Origin of the sequence: Sphaerisporangium siamense, assembly GCF_014205275.1 — a bacterium.
GTDB lineage: Bacteria > Actinomycetota > Actinomycetes > Streptosporangiales > Streptosporangiaceae > Sphaerisporangium > Sphaerisporangium siamense.
Window position 1 is genome coordinate 3,636,522 of record NZ_JACHND010000001.1, and the last position, 18,026, is coordinate 3,654,547.

General features: G+C 72.4%; 16 protein-coding genes. 12 read left to right on the top strand and 4 right to left on the bottom strand.

Translation table 11 applies throughout. The features are described from left to right. Window positions 1–66 precede the first annotated feature (66 nt). The gene (locus BJ982_RS16655) at window positions 67–1,635 is read left to right on the top strand and encodes an ABC transporter substrate-binding protein (RefSeq protein ID WP_184881099.1); all 1,569 of its coding nucleotides are present in this window, start codon (window positions 67–69) and stop codon (window positions 1,633–1,635) included. 28 nt (window positions 1,636–1,663) lie between these two features. Here BJ982_RS16655 and BJ982_RS16660 read toward each other — a convergent pair whose 3' ends face one another. From BJ982_RS16660 to BJ982_RS16670, 3 genes are all read right to left on the bottom strand, one after another. Then, window positions 1,664–2,089: a hypothetical protein gene (locus tag BJ982_RS16660; protein ID WP_203959007.1), complete on the bottom strand. Its 426-nt coding sequence runs from the start codon at window positions 2,087–2,089 to the stop codon at window positions 1,664–1,666. An 81-nt stretch (window positions 2,090–2,170) separates the two neighbouring features. Then, window positions 2,171–2,620 (bottom strand): Fur family transcriptional regulator, encoded by a 450-nt coding sequence (locus tag BJ982_RS16665; RefSeq protein WP_184881101.1) that lies wholly within the window; start codon window positions 2,618–2,620, stop codon window positions 2,171–2,173. Between the two features lie 187 nt (window positions 2,621–2,807). Next, window positions 2,808–3,875: an NAD(P)/FAD-dependent oxidoreductase gene (locus BJ982_RS16670; RefSeq protein ID WP_221482326.1), complete on the bottom strand. Its 1,068-nt coding sequence runs from the start codon at window positions 3,873–3,875 to the stop codon at window positions 2,808–2,810. Between the two features lie 627 nt (window positions 3,876–4,502). Here BJ982_RS16670 and BJ982_RS16675 point away from each other — a divergent pair. After that, entirely contained in the window at window positions 4,503–4,988 is a 486-nt protein-coding gene (locus BJ982_RS16675) for a hypothetical protein (RefSeq protein WP_221482327.1), read from the top strand. 12 nt (window positions 4,989–5,000) lie between these two features. Here the strand turns inward: BJ982_RS16675 and BJ982_RS16680 are convergent, their stop codons facing one another. After that, window positions 5,001–5,627, bottom strand: a complete 627-nt coding sequence (locus BJ982_RS16680; RefSeq protein ID WP_184881103.1) for a DUF6461 domain-containing protein — start codon at window positions 5,625–5,627, stop codon at window positions 5,001–5,003. Between the two features lie 430 nt (window positions 5,628–6,057). Between BJ982_RS16680 and lysS the strand changes: the two genes are divergently transcribed. From lysS to BJ982_RS16730, 10 genes are all read left to right on the top strand, one after another. Next, on the top strand, window positions 6,058–7,773 hold the full coding sequence (gene lysS, locus BJ982_RS16685; RefSeq protein WP_184888945.1) for a lysine--tRNA ligase: 1,716 nt from the start codon (window positions 6,058–6,060) through the stop codon (window positions 7,771–7,773). Between the two features lie 797 nt (window positions 7,774–8,570). Next, window positions 8,571–9,377 (top strand): SAM-dependent methyltransferase, encoded by an 807-nt coding sequence (locus tag BJ982_RS16690; RefSeq protein ID WP_239122904.1) that lies wholly within the window; start codon window positions 8,571–8,573, stop codon window positions 9,375–9,377. A gap of 382 nt (window positions 9,378–9,759) precedes the next feature. After that, entirely contained in the window at window positions 9,760–11,535 is a 1,776-nt protein-coding gene (locus tag BJ982_RS16695) for an ABC transporter substrate-binding protein (RefSeq protein WP_184881107.1), read from the top strand. Between the two features lie 3 nt (window positions 11,536–11,538). Next, the gene (locus tag BJ982_RS16700; protein WP_184881109.1) at window positions 11,539–12,624 is read left to right on the top strand and encodes an ABC transporter permease; all 1,086 of its coding nucleotides are present in this window, start codon (window positions 11,539–11,541) and stop codon (window positions 12,622–12,624) included. Continuing rightward, the gene (locus BJ982_RS16705) at window positions 12,621–13,538 is read left to right on the top strand and encodes an ABC transporter permease (RefSeq protein WP_184881111.1); all 918 of its coding nucleotides are present in this window, start codon (window positions 12,621–12,623) and stop codon (window positions 13,536–13,538) included. The genes BJ982_RS16700 and BJ982_RS16705 overlap by 4 nt, the downstream gene beginning before the upstream one ends. 11 nt (window positions 13,539–13,549) lie before the next feature. Then, a complete protein-coding gene (locus tag BJ982_RS16710) occupies window positions 13,550–14,632 on the top strand; it encodes an ABC transporter ATP-binding protein (RefSeq protein ID WP_184888947.1) in 1,083 nt (360 codons plus the stop codon). Beyond that, the gene (locus BJ982_RS16715) at window positions 14,629–15,648 is read left to right on the top strand and encodes an ABC transporter ATP-binding protein (RefSeq protein WP_184881114.1); all 1,020 of its coding nucleotides are present in this window, start codon (window positions 14,629–14,631) and stop codon (window positions 15,646–15,648) included. Before BJ982_RS16710 ends, BJ982_RS16715 begins: the two co-directional genes overlap by 4 nt. Next, window positions 15,645–16,544: a GNAT family N-acetyltransferase gene (locus BJ982_RS16720; protein WP_239122903.1), complete on the top strand. Its 900-nt coding sequence runs from the start codon at window positions 15,645–15,647 to the stop codon at window positions 16,542–16,544. The genes BJ982_RS16715 and BJ982_RS16720 overlap by 4 nt, the downstream gene beginning before the upstream one ends. A gap of 38 nt (window positions 16,545–16,582) precedes the next feature. Continuing rightward, on the top strand, window positions 16,583–17,488 hold the full coding sequence (gene murQ, locus BJ982_RS16725) for an N-acetylmuramic acid 6-phosphate etherase (RefSeq protein WP_184881116.1): 906 nt from the start codon (window positions 16,583–16,585) through the stop codon (window positions 17,486–17,488). Window positions 17,489–17,644: 156 nt separating this feature from the next. Then, window positions 17,645–17,992: a DUF488 domain-containing protein gene (locus BJ982_RS16730; RefSeq protein WP_239122902.1), complete on the top strand. Its 348-nt coding sequence runs from the start codon at window positions 17,645–17,647 to the stop codon at window positions 17,990–17,992. Window positions 17,993–18,026: the final 34 nt, after the last annotated feature.

An 18,026-nucleotide genomic window follows, 5' to 3' on the forward strand; every position in this document is an offset into this window, starting at 1 on the left:
GAAGCGCCTCGGGGGCCGGGCGGTTCCACTAGGGTGATCCTCCGCCTTCGTGGAGGTCGCCTGACGATGCCCCTTGCCCGAGGCGTCGGCCCTGCCGCCGCGCTCCTGCTCACCCTCGCCGTCCTGACGCCGCAGCGCGTCGCCTCCGACGCCGCCGGACGGGCGGCCGGCGCGCCGCGCGAGATCCGCGAGATCACGGTGGCGGCCTGCCCGCCCGGCGCCATGGAGCCCGCCGAGCTGACGGAGTCGTGCGGCGGCGAGACGGCCGCCGCCCTGTTCACCGGCCTGGTCGACTACGACCCCGCCACGGCCGCGACCCGCGAGGCCGTCGCGTCCTCCATCACCACCACCGACGACCGGCTTTTCACCGTACGGCTGAGGAAGGGATGGCTCTTCCACGACGGCACCGAGGTGAAGGCCGCCGGCTTCGTCCGCGCCTGGAGCCACGCCGCCGGGGCGAGCGCCAACGGGTCCTACTACTTCCGGAACATCGCCGGCTTCGGCAGGCCGCCGCGCGGGGGCGTGCTCTCCGGGCTGAAGGTGCTCGACGACCACACGTTCACGATCAGGCTCACCAGGCCGTCCGGCGGTTTCGTCGCCCTGCTCGGACGGACCGCCTTCGCGCCGCTGCCCGACTCCTTCTTCGCCGACCCCGCGCGGTACCACAAGGCGCCCATCGGCAACGGGCCGTACCGTTTCGTGGCCAGGACCGGCGGCGACGTCACCCTCCAGCGGTTCGACGACTACGGCGGCCCGGTCCTTCCCCGGCCCGACCGCGTCGTCTTCCGCGCCTTCCCCGACTGGGACAAGGCGTTCCAGGCGCTGCGGCGCGGCGAGATCGACTACACGCCGAGCCTGCCGCACGCCCGATGGGACCATGTGGTGAACACCCCGTTCCCCGGCGTCCACGTGCTGAACTTCCCCATGGGACGACCGGAGGCGGGCAACGCGGCCTTCCGCAGGGCCCTGTCGATGGCGATCCCGCGGCAGCGGATCGTGCGGGAGTTCGGGGCCGAGCGCGTGCCGGCCGACGGGTTCGTCCCGCCCCCCGCGACGGGCGCGCGCCCCGGGACGTGCGGCGCCGCCTGCGCGTACGACCCGGCGGGGGCGCGTGAGGCGCTCGCTGAGGCCCGCGCGGCGGGGTTCACGCCGCCGCGCACCTTCACGATCTACTACAACTCCGACGCGCTCCAGCGGAAATGGGCGGCGCTCGCCGCGACCGCCGCGACCAAGGCGTTCGGGGGACGGCCCACGGTCGTCGCCAAGCCCGCGCCCCCGTTCGACGAGATGGTGCGCCGGGCCGACGCGGGCGGCCTCGCGGGCGCCTTCCGGTGGGCGTGGCTGCTGGACGCCCCCCACGCGTCCGACGTCCTCGCGACGTACCGCTCGGGGGCGCCCGACAACCACACCGGCTACGCGGACCGGCGGTTCGACGCGCTGCTCGACGCCGCGGACCGCACCCCCTCGCCCGGCGCCGCCGCCAAGCTCTATCACCGGGCGGAGAAGCTGCTGGTCCGCGACATGCCGGCCATCCCGTTGTTCTTCTACCGCAACGCCGCCGGGTACTCCCCACGGCTCTCGGGCGTTCGCACCACACCGTTCGGCGGCCTCGACCTGTTCTCCGTCCGGGTGTGACGGACCGGCCCGGACGGGTGCGGCCGGGTCAGCCGCGCACGCGGGCGAGCCCGTCGACGATGCCCTGGCGCAGCATGTCGCCGTACGGGCCAGGGGGCAGGGCGGGGGCGTGATCCTCGGCGAGGCGGAAGTAGCGCTCGGCCTCCGCCGGATCGCCGAGCAGCTCGTGCGAGGCGCCCATGTTCAGGTACAGCGACGGGAAGAACCCGGCGACGCGCTCGTCGCCGGCCTCCTTGGCGTGGTGCAGGGCCACGGCGTTCCACAGCAGGACCTCTTCGGGGCTGTCCTGCTGGCGGGCGACGTAATGCGCGGCCACGCAGGCGTCGAAGTCGTCGGAGCGCTCGGCCCACGCCTGGTCGAACAGTCGCCTGGCGTCCTCGGGCCTGCCCTCGGCCTCGGCGCGCATTCCCTCGGTGCACAACCGGACCACCACGTTGGCGGGATCCATCTCCACGGCCACCTCCCTTGTCAGGTGCCCGGCAGCATAGACGCGGGGTACGACAATCCCGGGCCGCTTCCCGGCCCGGAGGAGAGGTCAGCGACCCGGCGCGCAGTCGGGACAGACGCCGAAGATCTCGACGGTGTGGTCGACATCGACGAAGCCGGCCTCGGCGGCCACCCGGTCGGCCCAGCGCTCGACGGCCTTGCCCTCGACCTCGACGCTGCGCCCGCACGAACGGCAGGTCACGTGGTGGTGGTGACCGCCGGTGGCGCAGCGGCGGTACAGGGTCTCGCCGCTCTCGTCGCGGATGGCGTCCACCACCTCGTTCTCACTGAGCACCTGGAGATGCCGGTAGACGGTGGTCAGCCCGACCTGCTCGCCCTGGCGGCGCAGCTCGGCGTGGATCTCCTGCGCGCTGTGGAACCCGGTCAGCTTGCCCAGCACCGACACCAGGGCCTCGGCCTGCCGCGTGCCCCTGACCCGGGTGCCCCGGTTCGGCGGCGGTTCGACCTGGGGAGTGGGCTGGGCCGATTGTGACGTCATGCTGAGCCCTCCCACACGTCGTGACGCTGACCGGTCGCGGACACCGCCGCGCCTATCGCACACTACCAACGCGCGCGGGCCAGTCCTCGTTCCCTCCTCGGGACCGGTGATCGTCGTCGCGGTCCGGGCGGCGGGCTCGCCGGGCGGGCGGCATCCCCCCCGCCTGCCCGGTCGTGACCTGCGATGGCTAGCCGGGCGGCACGGGCAGCCCCGCGCGGAACAGGCCCTGCTCCAGCCGTACGGCGGCGCGCACACCGTCCGCCGCGGCCTGGCTCACCAGCGTGAGGCCGTCCTGCAGCGCCCCCTGCCTCGCCATGTCCCCCGCGGCGAACACGCCCGGCACGGACGTCTGCTGGAACTCGTCCACCAGCACGAACCCGTCATCCAGCAGTCGCGCGCCGAGCTGGGTGGCGAACGGCGCCTGCTGGCGGGTCGGCGCCCGGTGGAAGATGGCCTGCCGGGGCAGGACGGTGCCGTCCGCGAAGTGCACGTTCAGCGCGCCCGCCCGGCCGGTCACCTCGGCCAGCGGCGTGTCGATCAGCTTCACGCCCAGGGCCTCCAGGTTGGCGAGGATGGGCGAGGGCAGGGAGTGCGGCCCGTCGGTGGCCACGACGACGTCGTCGGAGTAGCGGTCGGCCAGGTAGGCGGCGAGCACGACCTGCGTCGGCTCGCGCCCGAGGACCGCCAGGCTCTGACCGGACGCCTCCCACCCGTGGCAGAACGGGCAGTGGAAGATGCCGCGCCCGAAACGCTCGGGCACGCCCGGGACGTCCCAGGGCTCGTCGAGAAGCCCCGTGGCGAGGATCAGCCGGCGGGCGCGGAACACCGGGCCGCCGGTCACCGTGACCGTGAAGTCGTCGATCTCGCCGCCCACCGACTCGGCGTGGGCCGAGCGCACCTCGACGGAGGGGTAGGCGGCGAGCTCCTCCCTGCCGAGGGCGACCAGGCCGATGGGGGTGAAGCCGTCGCGGCTGAGGTACATGTGCATGCCGCTGGCGCGGGCGTTGCGTACCCGTCCGCCGTCCAGGACCAGGGTTCTTCGGCGCTGGCGGCCGAGGACCTGCGCGGCGCTGAGCCCGGCGGCGCCGCCGCCGATCACGATCACGTCGTAGATGGACGGGGTCGCGGGCTCGCCGCGCGCGCTTCTCGCCGTGGACCACAGCAGGCCCGGCGGTGCGGCGTGGTCGCGGGTGCCGTTCGTCTCTGGCAGGTAGTGCTCGTACGGCGCCGGCCAGTTCAGGCGTGCCGTGCTCATGGGACCTGCGGTGCCGGAGGTGTCAACGTCATCGATTCCGTCTCCAGGGTTCGTCGCCGAAGGGCGGCCGGGCTGAGGTCGTCGCCGTCCCCGGGGCGCGGGCGGGCCGCGAGGGGGGTGATCCGAGTGGCGGGCTCGGGAATCTCGGTTGCGTTGTCAGGGCTGAGCAGGACATTACTCGGGAATGGTTCCCGTTTCCAGTAACGTTTCGGGGGAAATGTCGGGCTATGGGGTGGGAGGGGGAGGACATACCAGCCAGCCCGTACGGAGAAGCGTCCGAAATGCCGATTCGGACATAGGTCGCCTGACCAGAACATTATTTCATGTGACTGGATAGACCAGCTGTATCAATGACATACGTGATGCGATCGGAATATCGCCCCCACGCCACCCTGCGCAAAGCTCCACCCCTCACGAATTCGCGGGCCCCGGCGCGATTCCGGGTGGACGAGCGGCGTGGCCCGCCTGGACGGGCCGGCCGCGTCGTCCTCTGGGGATCGGACGCCTCACCTCCCACAACGGGCGGGCCGCCATGCCGGTTCGGCCCTGTGGCGGGGCAAAAGGAAACGTCGGCGGGGCGTGCCATGCTGGCGTACCGTCCGCCGCCTGCTTCCGGAGAGCGAGCCCATGAGCCTGACCTGGCGCCACCTGCCCAAGCCCGCGCGGGCCATCGCCGAGGCCGCGGCCGCCGCGGTCGAGGCCGCCCGGGCCCGCGACGCCGAGGCGTACCCGCGTGAGGTCGCGCGGCTGGCCGCCCTGCCCCCCGAGCGGGCCGGGCTCGTGCTGGGCGGCGTCGTGCGGGCCCTGCTGGAGGAGCAGTACCCCGACGGGCTGACCGCGGACGACGTGCGGGCGCTGGCCGTGCGCTGCGTGCGCGGGGCGGCCGGCTGGTTCCCGGCCGTCGAGCCCGATGTCGTGATCATGCTCGTGGCCGGCGCGCTCGGCCTTCACCCGTCCGCCGACGAGGGCCTGCCTTTGCAGGCCGCCGACGTCGCGGCCCACGCGCCCCTGCTCGTCGCCGACCTGCTCACCACCTCGGCCGCTCCTCTGAACACCCACCTGACGACGGCCTTCACCACCCTGGCCGTCATCGAGCTCTCCGACACGCCCTAGACGGGCGGGGCGTCAGTACAGGTGGGCGGCCGAGCCGGTCAGGGCAGGGCGCGCGAGGTGGCGCCAGGTCAGCCGTACGCCGGTGACGCGCTCGGCGAGGGCGAAGGCGGCGAGGACGGCCAGGTCCGCGGACGGCAGGTCCGCCAGGTCGCCGGAGGGCGCCGGGGCCACGCCGTCGGGCGAGGGCAGCAGGCCGGGGGAGGCACCCCACGGCGCGGTGGGCAGGCCGGGCTCGTAACCGGCGACGACCTGGCCGTCCGCCGCGAAGACGAACTGCCGGCCGTCGTCGGCGTCCAGGTGGACGGCGGCCGTCACCGTGCCCGCCGAGAGACGCCGCGTCACCTCCGCCAGCGTGCCCGCCCGGCCCCCGTCCTCCAGCAGGACCGTGCCCCCCGCGGCGGCGTAGGCGGCGATCGGACGGCCGTCCGCCGCGACGTCAGGGGCGGCGGGGTGTCCGGGTGCCGCGAGGTCAGGGGAAACCGGGTGGGCGGTCGCGGTCGCGGACGTCACGCCGATGCGGGCGAACGCCTCTTCTGGCGACAGTCCCCGTACGAACGTCAGGCAGAAACCGGACACCCATAAGCTGTCGCCGTACTTTTCCTCGAACCAGGCATAGTCGGCTGCCGTCGCGTCGGCCATCGGGCGATCCCTTCGACATCTCGGCGCTACCCATGATCGTGCCACCCGCCTCCGACAGAATTCCGTCGTTCACCGACCCCGGCCGGCCGCGGAAACCCCGCCGCCATAGGGGATCCGCGAGGGGGAGCGGCGATCAGGTGCCGGGGGCCGGACGCGGGCGGCCGGCCCGGTCATCAGGGTGCGAAGCAGCTCCCGCAGGCCGTCGGCGACCTCGATGTGGCCCCGAGGAGCCCTGGCGGCGCGGCTCTGGGAGGTGGCCGAGAACCTCACCGGGGTTGTCCTACGCGCCGGGGCCCGTGTCCGCCTCAGAGGTAGCGCAGGGGCGGCCAGGCGGTTTTCCCCAGGGCGACGCGGCGGTGCACGGTCCACTGCCGGGGTCCGGAAGAATGGAGGCGTCAGGCATTCGAGGAAGGATGTTCCCATCGTGGCTATGAGCCCTGAGGCCGACTGGGTCTCACGATTCGCGGACGAGGTCATCGCCGAGGCGGAGCGTCGCGCCCCCGGCAAACCGATCGTCTGCGCGTCGGGCCTCAGCCCGTCCGGCCCGGTCCACCTGGGCAACCTTCGCGAGGTCATGACGCCCCACCTGGTCGCCGACGAGATCCGCCGCCGGGGCCACGAGGTCGTGCACATCATCTCCTGGGATGATTTCGACAGGTTCCGGAAGGTCCCCGCCGGCATCGACTCCTCGTGGTCGGAGCACATCGGCAAGCCGCTCACCACCGTGCCCGCCCCGCCCGGCAGCACGTACGCCAACTGGGCCGAACACTTCAAGGCGCCGATGATCGCCGCCCTTGAGGAGCTCGGCGTCGAGTACCACGGCATCAGCCAGACCGCGCAGTACACCTCCGGGGTGTACCGCGAGCAGATCCTGCTGGCCATGCGCGAGCGCGAGCGCATCGACGCGATCCTCGACCGCTACCGCACCAAGGCCAAGCCCGCCAAGAAGCCCCAGACGCAGGGGCTGGACGAGGCCGAGGCCGCCGCGGCCGAGGCGGCGGCCGAGGGGTCGGGCGCCGCCTCCGAGGACGACGGCTCCGCCGCCGCGGGCTACTTCCCGTACAAGCCGTACTGCTCGGTGTGCGACCGGGACATGACCACGGTCACCTCCTACGACGACGCGTCCACCGAGCTGTCCTACACCTGCGTGTGCGGCCACTCCGAGACCGTCCGGCTGTCGGAGTTCAACCGCGGCAAGCTGGTGTGGAAGGTCGACTGGCCGATGCGCTGGGCGTACGAGGGCGTGGTGTTCGAGCCCTCCGGCGTCGACCACAGCTCCCCGGGGTCGTCGTTCGTCGTCGGCGGCCACATCGTGAAGGAGATCTTCGGCGCCGACCAGCCCATCGGGCCGATGTACGCCTTCGTCGGCATCAGCGGCATGGCCAAGATGAGCAGTTCCAAGGGCGCGGTGCCCACCCCGGCCGACGCCCTGGCCATCATGGAGGCGCCGCTGCTGCGCTGGCTGTACGCGCGCCGCCGGCCGAACCAGTCCTTCAAGATCGCCTTCGACCAGGAGATCCAGCGCACCTACGACGAGTGGGACACGCTGGAGCGCAAGGTCGCCGAGGGGGTCGCGCTGCCGGCCGACGTCGCCGCGCACACCCGTGCGGCCACCACCGCCGCCGGGCCGCTGCCCGCCACGCCGCGGCCGGTGCCCTACCGCACGCTGGCCTCGATCGTCGACGTCACCACCGGCCACGCCGAGCAGACCCTGCGCATCCTGCGCGACCTGGACGCCGAGCGGCCCATCACCTCCCTGGACGAGGTCCGCCCCCGGCTCGACCGCGCCGAACGCTGGATCACCACGCAGGTCCCCGCCGAACAGCGCACCCGCGTCCGCGACGAGCCGGACGTCGCGCTGCTCGCGTCCCTGGGCGAGCGCGAGCGCGAGTCGCTGCGCCTGCTGCTCGACGGCCTGGACGACCACTGGTCACTGGACGGCCTGACGGCCCTGGTGTACGGCGTGCCCAAGGTGCAGGCCGGCCTCACCCCCGACGCCAAGCCCACCCCCGAACTGAAGGTCGCCCAGCGCGAGTTCTTCGCCCTCCTCTACACCCTCCTCGTCAGCCGCGACACCGGCCCCCGCCTCCCCACCCTCCTCCTGGCCGTAGGCCCCGACCGCGCCCGCGAACTCCTCCGCCCCTGACCCCCCAACGGCCGGCCAGCTGCGGGGAGATCAAGAGGTGATCTCCCCGTGCGGGCACGTCCAGGCCGCTTCCTAGGCCGTTTCGTTCGGTAGGGCGTTCGTCGTGAGGTGTCCGAGTGAGCTGGGTGAAATGCGCCTCGTCCACTGCCTGCGCCTCGCGTTCGGATCTCGCGTTCACGCGTTGCGTTCGCTGTGGGGACGATGGTGGGGGGGATCGCGGTGACCGGCCACGACGGCGGGCCACGGGTGGGGTCAAATCACCTCAGCCATTGAATCTTCTCTTCAGGCGGGTGGTGTGAGGATCGCTGCGTCGCCCAGGCGATCGCTCGGTGTGTCGCTCCCCATGCGCGCCACCCCGCCAGAAGAAAGGTCTAACGGCTGAGGTGGGTCGATCCCACCCGTGCCCGCCGTCGAGGTCAAGCGCCGCGATCCCACCCATCACCTGCGCCACCAGCGAACGGTGAGATGCGAACGCAAGGTGCGAACGTCAGGCGTGAACGCCAAGTGCGAACGCTGGGCGCGAACCCACCGCGCGAACGCGGCTGGGTTGACGCCTACGGACCGCTCGAACATCTCCGCCACCAGGGGAACCCTCCTGTGCGGGCACGTGCCTGCCGATGGGTGTGCTTGTGCCGCTAGAAGGTCTGTGGCTGGGGTTGTAGTTGTGTGATTGGTTGACAGTGGGATTGCTTCTTTGGTGTGGGGTGTCTGTTAAGTCGGGTATGGGGTTGCATGGTGGGGGTGGTGGATTAAGATCAATAAAGTCGTTGATGTGCGAGTTGGTGGGTGAGGGTGGCGTGGGCGAGGCGAAGGCGCCGACCGGAGTCGATCCGTATACCCCGAGCGTCGCGCGGATGTACGACTACTACCTCGGTGGCAAGGACAACTTCGCGTCCGATCGCGAGGCGGCCGAGAAGATCATCGAGATCCTGCCCAACCTGCGTGACATCGCCCGGGAGAACCGCGAGTTCCTGATCCGCGCGGTCACCTACCTCAGCCGTCAGGGCATCCGGCAGTTCCTGGACATCGGCGCGGGGCTGCCGACGCAGCGGAACGTGCACCAGGTCGCGCAGGAGCTGGTCCCCGAGTCCCGCGTCGTCTACGTCGACAACGACCCCATCGTCCTGTCCCACGCTCGGGCGCTGCTCGCCGAGAACGACCGGGTGATCGCCGTGGACGCCGACCTGCGCGACCCCGAGGCTTTGCTGGCCCGCCCGGAGATCCGGGCCCACCTCGACTTCACGAGGCCCGTGGCGATCCTGCTGCTCGGCGTGCTGCACTTCGTCCCGGACGACGTGGAGGCCGCGCGGATCGTCGCGACCCTGAAGGCCGCGCTCGGGCCTGGCGGCCATCTGGTGATCTCGCACGGCTCGATCGGCGAGTTGAGCGACGAGCAGCAGTCGGCGGGCGATCGGGTGTTCAGCCGTACGGCGGTGCCGGGCACCAAGTCGCGGTCGCCCGAGCAGGTGCGCGCGTTCTTCGACGGCCTGGAGCCGGTGGAGCCCGGCGTCGTCCCGTTGCAGGACTGGCGGCCCGACGCCGACGTTCCCCTGGCCAGGCCCGGCGAGGCGGGCGCCGTGGGCGGCGTCGCCCGCATGGCCTGACCCGCGGCGGGTCCACCCCTTCGGGGATCTCGACGGCGCGCTGCCGCACCGGCCGCCGCACTCCCGCGTGGCCTCGTAGGTCGATCTTCCGGAGATCCGCTCCTCCATCTGCCCTAGGTCGACGCGTCTGCCCTGGGTCGGCGCGTCGTGCGCCGATCTTTCGCACGTCGATCTCCACGCCTTGTGCGCCGATCTCCCGTGCGTCCTCCCGGGACCCCTTCACCCATGTCGGCGACGGGAGCGCGCCCGGGGTTCGGGGGAGTCTTCGCAGGTGGAAGGGGTACTAAAAGATAGCTTCATGCTAGGCTGCTGGAACGAAAAAATTTTCCCACCCTGTCCCGGCGCCCGTAAGGTCCTGGCAATCGGGGACCTGGAGCACTTCATGAAGCGACTCACAGCGATCGCCGCCCTCGCGGCGATCGCCACAGCCACCGCCTGCGGCACCACGGGGACCACCTCGTCGGGAGGCATCTACACGACGATCGACGGCGCGAAGCAGATCGACGCGAGCGCGCCGATCAACCCGTTCAACCCGCAGGGCAGCACGTTCGTCGGCTACGACACGATGTCCCTGGGCTGGCCCAAGAACGACCTGATGAATCCCGACCTGTTCTACCCCGGCCTGGCCGCGAGCTGGTCGGCCACGCCCGACCAGGGCGAGGTCGTGATCCACCTGCGCCCGAACGCGCGCTGGTCGGACGGCAAGCCGGTGACCAGCAAGGACGTGCGTACGTCCATCGGCCTCGCCTACACCCAGGGCGGCAGCGCCTACACGGTGAACGCGGGCGCGGCCGGAGCGGCGGCCGACGTGGTGATCGTGGACGACAAGACCGTCAAGATCACACAAGGGGCCAACCGCAGCAACGCCTTCCTCAGGAACGTGCTCTCGACGGTCGTCGTGCCCGACCACGTGTACGGCGCGCTGCTGCCCGCCGGCTTCTGGCGCACGCTCCAGGACGCCCGGGGCACGGGCCCGGCCGCGGACAAGGCCAAGACCGAGATCACCGGCCTGTCGCAGAAGGTCATCACCTTCTCCCCGCGCGAGGACGTCTCCGCGGGCCCCTTCGTGCTGGAGCGCGTGAACCCCGGCGCGGCGCTGCTGAAGCGGAACCCGTACTTCTACGACTCCGCCAAGATCGTGCCCGACAAGGTGAAGGTGCTCAACTACACGGGCAACGAGCAGATCTGGAACTACCTGGTCTCCGGCAAGCTCGACAGCGCCCCCTTCACCGCGGTCCCCGCCGCCGTCATGGCGCGCATCAAGGCGACCGCGGGCAACGAGGTCCGCAAGGGCTACTCCCCGGTCGCGGCGTCGATGGCCTTCAACCAGTCCCGCAAGCCGTACGACGACCCGCACGTGCGCCGCGCGCTCGCGTACCTGATCGACCGCGCCCAGGTCACCCGGGTCGCCTCGCCCGAGGCGGGCACGCCGTCCATCGCCACCACCGGCATCCACGGCAGCGCGGCCAAGGCGTGGCTCGGCCCGGGACTCGCCGGGCTGAACCCGTACAAGGTGGACCCGGCCAAGGCGGACCAGGAACTGAGGGCGGCCGGCATGGTCAAGCGCAAGGGCCAGTGGGGCTTCGCGGACGGCAAGCCGTGGAAGGTGCGTCTCACGGTGCCCGCCGAGTTCTCCGACTGGGTGGCCGCGGCCAAGTCGATCACCAGCCAGCTCAACGACCACGGCATCGACGCGAGCGTGACGACGTCCGCCGACTACACGCTCTACCTGGAGGAGCTGGCCTCGGGCAAGCTCGACGTCGGCTTCTGGCTGATGGCGCTCGGCCCGTCGCCGTACAACATCTACCAGCGTCTCTACGGCTCGGCCAACGGCTGGTCCCTGCTCGCGGGCCGGCTCACCCACTCGCCGCCCGGCAAGGACGGCAACTGGATGGGCGGCCCGGAGAAGATCGGCGGCGTGAACCCCGGCGAGCTCACCAACCGCCTGAACCTGGCGACCCCCGAGGAGCAGAAGAAGATCGTCGGCACGCTCGCGGCGCTGACGAACCAGCAGCTCCCCGTCATCCAGCTCTACGACTACGTCAACACCCAGTTCGTCAACACGTCCCGCTACACCGGCTGGCCTCCCCACGACAGCGAGGCGCTGCGCCTTCCCGCGGGCGTGTGGATGCAGCTCGGCATGATCGAGAAGAAGTAGCCCATGAAGCTTTCCGCGACCCGTGACGGCACCCGGGAAGACCCGGTGGAGCCGAACGCGCAGGCCGCCCCGGTGGCGAGGAAGGGCCATCCGGTCAGGCGCCGGCTCGCCGGCCACCTGGTCAGGGGGCTCGTCATGATCTGGGTGGTCACCACGATCAGCTTCGTGATCATCCGCAGCATCCCCGGCGACCCCGTCCGGGGGCAGTACGAGGCGCTGATCGAACGCGGCATGTCCCCCGATCAGGCCGAGCGCGCCACCGCCGTGCTGTACGGCTTCCTGCCGACCGGCACGCTGTGGGAGCAGTACGTCGGCTACATGAAGGCGCTGCTCCACCTGGACCTCGGCCAGTCGCTCAGCACGCCCGGCACCGAGGTGACCACGCTGCTCGGCTCCGCCGCCTCGTGGACGATCCTGCCCGTGCTCGGCGGCACGCTGCTCAGCTTCCTGCTGGGGGTGACCCTCGGCGTCTACGCGGGCATCAAGCGCGCGGGCAAGCTCGGCGACCTGCTCACCATCTCCGGATCGCTGCTGCACGGCGTGCCGCAGTACGTGTTGGGCCTGCTGATGCTGGCCATCTTCACGACGCTGTGGCCGATCCTGCCCGCGGGCGGCCCGGTCGACGTCGAGTTCCCGCCCGGGCTCAACGGCCCCTACCTGGCCTCGCTGGTCCAGCACGCCACCCTGCCCGTGCTGACGTACGCGCTGGCCAGCTACGGCGGCTGGGTGCTGGCGATGAAGTCCAGCGTGGCGACCGTGCTCGGCGACGACTTCATCCTGGCCGCCGAGCTGCGCGGGCTGTCGCGGTGGGTGCTGTTCCGGTACGTCGCCCGCAACGCGATCCTGCCGCTGTTCACGATCCTGGCCCTGTCGCTCGGCATGCTGTTCGGCGGCGCGATCTTCATCGAGCGCATCTTCAACTACCCGGGCCTCGGCCTGCTGCTGGTCGACAGCATCGGCGCCCGCGACTACGCGCTCATGGGCGGCGCCTTCCTGGTCACCACCATCGCGGTCGTCGTCGCCAACATCGCGGCCGACCTGCTGTACACCGTGATCGACCCGCGGGTGCGGACGGGGGACGCGGCATGACCGTGACGGCGATGCTTCCCGACGGCCAGGGCGGCGGGAGCGCCCGCGCCACGCTGCGCCGCAACTTCTGGCGGGGCGTGGCCCGCGTGCTGCGCCGCAAGCCGAGCCGTGTCGCCGGGGTGGTGATCCTGGCGCTGTTCGCGCTGATGGCCGTGGTGGGGCCCATGCTGTACCCGGCCCACCTGCCGCGCGACGACGACGCCCTGTACGCGCCGCCGAGCCTGGCGCACCCGTTCGGCACCGACTTCGAGGGCACCGACGTGCTCGCGCTGGTCGTCACCGGCTCCCGGTACGTCATCCTCACGGGCCTCGCCACGGCGGTGATCACGGTCGCGGTCGGCACGGCGCTCGGCCTGCTGGCCGGGTTCCACCGGGGCCGCTGGGACACGGTGCTGATGCGCGTCACCGACCTGCAGCTCACCATCCCCGGCCTGCCGCTGCTGCTCGTGCTGTCCACGGTGTGGAAGTTCGAGGGCCCGCTGGAGATGGGCCTCGTGCTCGGGCTGCTCGGCTGGGGCGGCATCGCGCGGGCGGTGCGCTCGCAGACGCTGTCCCTGCGCGAGCGCGGCTTCATCGAGGCCGCGCGGGGGCTCGGCCTGTCCACCCCGCACATCGTCGTGCGCGAGCTGCTGCCCGGCATGGCGCCGTACATCGCGATGAACATGCTCATCGCCGTGACCGGCGCCATCTACGCCCAGGTCGGCCTGTTCTTCCTCGGCGTCCTGCCGTTCGACTCCAACAACTGGGGTGTGATGCTCAACCTCGCCGTCTTCGGCGGCGGCGCCCTGACCAGCGCGGCGGCGCTGCCGTACCTGCTGGCGCCGCTGCTGGCGATCCTGCTGCTGACGCTCGGCATCGTGCTCGTCGTGGACGCGATGGACGAGATCTTCAACCCACGGCTGCGTGAGGAGTGACCCGGGTGACCATGAACGCCACGCGGCTGCTGAGGCGCTCCCGCGCCGAGGCGGCCTCCAGCGGTTCCCCGAGCGGCGCCGCCGCCGGGGCTCACCGCCCCGACCCCGGCCCCCCGCCGGGCGTGCGGGTGCGCGACCTCACCGTCGTCTACAAGACCCCGCTCGGCGAGCTGCCCGCCGTCGGCGGCGTCTCGCTCACCATCGCCCCCGGCACGATCACCGGCATCGTCGGCGAGTCCGGCTCCGGCAAGTCCACGCTGGCGCTGTCGCTGCTCAACGCCGTCCAGCCGCCTGGCCGCATCGCCGGGGGCAGCGTCGAGGTGGACGGCCTCGGCGACGTGCTCCGGCTGGGCGGCGACGAGCTGCGCCACGCCCGCGGCCGGCACCTCGGGTACGTCTTCCAGGCCGCGCAGAACTCGCTGAACCCGCTCAAGACGGTCGGCAAGCAGGTGCTCGACCTCGGGCGCTCCCACGGCGTGGACGACCTGCCCGCGCTGGTCAGGGACGCCAGGGGGCTGCTGGAGCGCATGGGCCTGGACGGCGCCCGCGTGCTGGACTCCCACCAGCACGAGCTGTCGGGCGGCATGCGCCAGCGGGTCGGCATCATGCTCGCCCTGGTGCTGAACGCCCGGCTGGCGATCCTGGACGAGCCGACCACGGCGCTGGACATGATCACGCAGGCGACGATCCTGCGCATCGTCCGCGAGGTGCACAAGGAGCGCGGGCTCACCACGCTCATGATCACCCACGACATCGGCGTGGCCGCGGAGGTCACCGACCGGCTGGCCGTGATGTACGGCGGGCGCGTGGTCGAGCACGGCCCCACCATGGACGTCCTCGGCGCCCCCGCCCACCCGTACACCCAGGGCCTGATCCGGGCCATCCCGCGCCTGTCCGGCGACCCCACGCAGGCCAGGGCCCTGCCGGGGCGCCCGCCGACGCTCGGCACGCTGCCCGCGCGCGGGTGCGTGTTCCGGGAGCGCTGCCCGCTGCGCATGGAGGTCTGCGAGACCACCGAGCCGCCGCGGGTGGCCGTGGAGGAGAAGACCGTCGCCTGCCACGCCGTGGCGGCGAGGCGGGAGGAGCACGCGTGATCACCGGCACCGGCATCACCAAGACCTACCGGCAGCGCGGCGACGTCCTCGGCGGACGCGAGGTGCGGGCGCTGCGCGGGGTCGACTTCGCCGTCCCCCGGGGCGGCGCGGTCTCGTTCATCGGCGAGTCCGGCTGCGGCAAGACCACGCTCGGCCGGATCGTCGCCGGGCTGGAGACCTACGACGCGGGCGAGATCGTCATCGACGGCACGCCGCTGTCGTCGCTGCGGAACAGGCAGCGGCAGGCGGAGTTCCGGAAGATCCAGCTCATCCACCAGGACCCGTACTCGGCGCTCAACCCGAGCCGCACCATCCACCAGACGCTGCAGGCGCCGCTGGCGCTGCGCGCCCGACGCACCGGCCGCCCGTCCTCCTGGGTGGACGACCGGGCCGAGGAACTGCTGTCCCTGGTCGGCATCGACCCGGGGTACGTGCTCGGCCGCTACCCGCACCAGCTCTCCGGCGGTATGCGCCAGCGCGTGGTCATCGCCCGCGCGCTGACCGTGGACCCGGAGATGCTCGTCGCCGACGAGTCGGTCTCCATGATCGACGTCTCGATGCGGCTGAGCGTGCTCGCCCTGCTCAAGGACCTGCGCGAGCGGCTCGGGGTGAGCGTGCTCTTCATCACCCACGACATCGCCACCGCGCGCTACATCGGCGACGCCGGCGAGCTGTACGTGCTGTACCGCGGGCAGGTCGTCGAACGCGGGCTCACCGAGTCGGTGATCTCCGGGCCCGTGCACCCCTACACGCAGTCGCTGCTGTCGGCGATCCCCGTCCTGCACGGCCTCGAACGGCCGGGGCCGGACCGGGTGGTGCCGACCGAGGCGCTGGACGAGCGCCGTCCGGACACCGGCTGCCTGTTCGCCCGCCGTTGCCCGTTCCGCACCGAGGAGTGCACGGCCGAACGGCCCGCGTTGGTCCGCGTGGCCGGGCCGGGCGTGGAGCCGGTGCCGCACGAGCACGCCTGCTACCACCCGGCGCGGCGCAGCGTGATCCCCGAGGAGGCCGCGTGAGGAGCCCCGATCTCATGACCGGCGTCCGGGCCGCCACGCCCACGGAGCTGCCCGCGGTCGGCGAGCTGGCGCGCGAGTCGCTGCACCTGGACGTGGCCGAGGCCTCCGCCCTGGTGGCCCGGCAGTCGGCCCCGCCGGCGGGCCGCGCCTGGACGGCCCTGGTCACACCCGGCCTCGACGGGGTGGTGTTCGCCTCCGCGTCCCCGGTGCGCGGCCATGGGCACATCGACCTGCTCGCCGTGCGCCCGGCCGCGCGGGGCCGGGGCCTCGGCAGGGCTCTGGTCGTGGCCGCCGAGGGCTGGCTGCGGGAGCACGGCGTCCAGGAGGTGAGCCTCGCCGGGAACCCGCCCTGCTACGCCTGGCCCGGCATCGACGTCCGCTACACCCCCGCGGTCCTGCTGGCCGAGAGCCTGGGGTACGAGCGGCGCCACACCGCCTGGAACATGTCCGTCGGCCTGGAACCGTCGGGGCACGCCTGGGCGGCCGCGGACGACGGGGACCTCGCCCGCCTGGCCGCGGCGGACGTCACCCTGCACGCCGCGCCCGCGGGCGGCCGCGGCGAGGTGGCCGCGTTCGTGCGGGCGCACTGGAACGACGCCTGGGCGTGGGAGGCCGAGCAGGCCGCCGGCTGCCACTACGCCGTCAGGGACGGCGAGATCCTGGGCTTCGCCGCCTGGGGCACCCGGCCGGCGTGGTTCGGCCCGATGGGGACGGCAGAGGCCGCGCGCGGGCTCGGCGTCGGCCGGGTCCTGCTGCGGCGCTGCCTGGAGGAGATGGCCGGGGCCGGGCACGCCTCCGCCCAGATCGCCTGGGTGGGCCCGATCGGCTTCTACGCCAAGGCCGTCGGCGCCCGGGTGGAACGCGCATTCTGGCTCTACGGCCGCTCGCTCGTCTGAGGCCGGCCCTTTCGCCCACTCGCTTGGAATGAGGACGCATGACCCGACCACTGGTGGCAACGACGGAACAGAGCGACCCGCGGTACCGGCGGATCGACCGCCTGCCGACCGAGGAGATCGCCCGGCTGATGAACGCCGCGGACTCCACCGTGCCCGCCGCGGTGGCGGAGGCCGTCCCGGCGATCGCCGCCGCGATCGAGGACATCGCCGCGCGCATGCGGCAGGGCGGCCGGCTGCTGTACGTGGGCGCGGGCACCAGCGGGCGCCTGGCCGTGCTGGACGCCTCCGAGTGCCCGCCGACGTTCGGCACCGACCCCGATCTCGTGCGCGGCATCATCGCCGGGGGCGCCCCGGCGCTGACCCGCTCGGTGGAGGGCGCCGAGGACGACGCCGAGGCGGGCGCCGCGGCCGTCCGCGAGGCCGGGGCCGGGCCGCTTGACTCGGTGGTGGGCCTGTCGGCGAGCGGGCGGGCGCCGTTCGTGCTGGCCGCCGTGGCGCAGGCCCGCCGGCTGGGGGCGCTGACCGTGGGGTTGTCGTGCAACCGCGGCGTGCCGCTGTCGGACGCCGCCGAGCACGCGGTCGAGGTCGTGGTGGGCCCCGAGGTGGTCACGGGCTCGACCCGGCTGAAGGCGGGCACGGCGCAGAAGCTCGTGCTCAACATGATCTCGACGATCTCGATGATCAAGTGCGGGCGCACGTTCGGCAACTACATGGTCGAGGTGTCGGCGAGCAACTCCAAGCTCGTCGACCGGGCGGCGCGCATCGTCGGGGAGATCGCCGGGACCGACGTGGCCACGGCCCGTGGCGTGCTGGTGGCCGCCGGGCACGAGGTGAAGACCGCCGTCGTCATGATCGCCCGTGGCCTGGACGCCGACGCGGCGCGCCTGCTGCTGGCCGCCTACGACGGCCGGCTGGACACCGTCCTGGACGCGCGGGTCCCGTAGCGGGATGTGACCCGCGTCATGGCGAGTGACCGCGGGCGAGTTCGGGTGAAATGCGGCCTAAATGGGCATATTTCGGGATAGACAGCGGGTGGCGACCCGCGGTGGGCCCGCGGTCGCCCGCAGCGGACGGGGGAGAACATGTCACCACCTGTACGTGTGCGCCGCGTATACGATGACCCGGCCGCCGAGGACGGCGATCGCGTCCTGGTCGACCGGCTGTGGCCACGGGGCCTGTCCAAGGAGGAGGCCCACGTGGACGAGTGGCTCAAGGACGTGGCCCCCTCGGCGGAGCTGCGCGCCTGGTACGGCCACGACCCGGCCCGGTACCAGGAGTTCCGGCAACGCTATCTCGCCGAGCTGCGGGACTCCCGGCATCGGGACGCCCTGGAACGGCTGCGGACGATCCTCCACGACAAGGCCCCGGTGACGCTGCTCACCGCGACCAAGGACGTGAAGATCAGCAACGCCGCCGTCCTCGCCGACCTCCTCAACGAGCCGGGCTGACCCGGCTCCGGTTGGACGGCTTCCCGGTGCCCCG

Coding starts and splice junctions, on each gene's coding strand:
- BJ982_RS16655 (WP_184881099.1), top strand. CDS start 67: ATGCCCCTTGCCCGAGGCGTCGGCCCTGCCGCCGCGCTCCTGCTCACC.
- BJ982_RS16665 (WP_184881101.1), bottom strand. CDS start 2,620: ATGACGTCACAATCGGCCCAGCCCACTCCCCAGGTCGAACCGCCGCCG.
- BJ982_RS16670 (WP_221482326.1), bottom strand. CDS start 3,875: ATGAGCACGGCACGCCTGAACTGGCCGGCGCCGTACGAGCACTACCTG.
- BJ982_RS16675 (WP_221482327.1), top strand. CDS start 4,503: ATGAGCCTGACCTGGCGCCACCTGCCCAAGCCCGCGCGGGCCATCGCC.
- BJ982_RS16680 (WP_184881103.1), bottom strand. CDS start 5,627: ATGGCCGACGCGACGGCAGCCGACTATGCCTGGTTCGAGGAAAAGTAC.
- lysS (WP_184888945.1), top strand. CDS start 6,058: ATGAGCCCTGAGGCCGACTGGGTCTCACGATTCGCGGACGAGGTCATC.
- BJ982_RS16695 (WP_184881107.1), top strand. CDS start 9,760: ATGAAGCGACTCACAGCGATCGCCGCCCTCGCGGCGATCGCCACAGCC.
- BJ982_RS16700 (WP_184881109.1), top strand. CDS start 11,539: ATGAAGCTTTCCGCGACCCGTGACGGCACCCGGGAAGACCCGGTGGAG.
- BJ982_RS16705 (WP_184881111.1), top strand. CDS start 12,621: ATGACCGTGACGGCGATGCTTCCCGACGGCCAGGGCGGCGGGAGCGCC.
- BJ982_RS16710 (WP_184888947.1), top strand. CDS start 13,550: ATGAACGCCACGCGGCTGCTGAGGCGCTCCCGCGCCGAGGCGGCCTCC.
- murQ (WP_184881116.1), top strand. CDS start 16,583: ATGACCCGACCACTGGTGGCAACGACGGAACAGAGCGACCCGCGGTAC.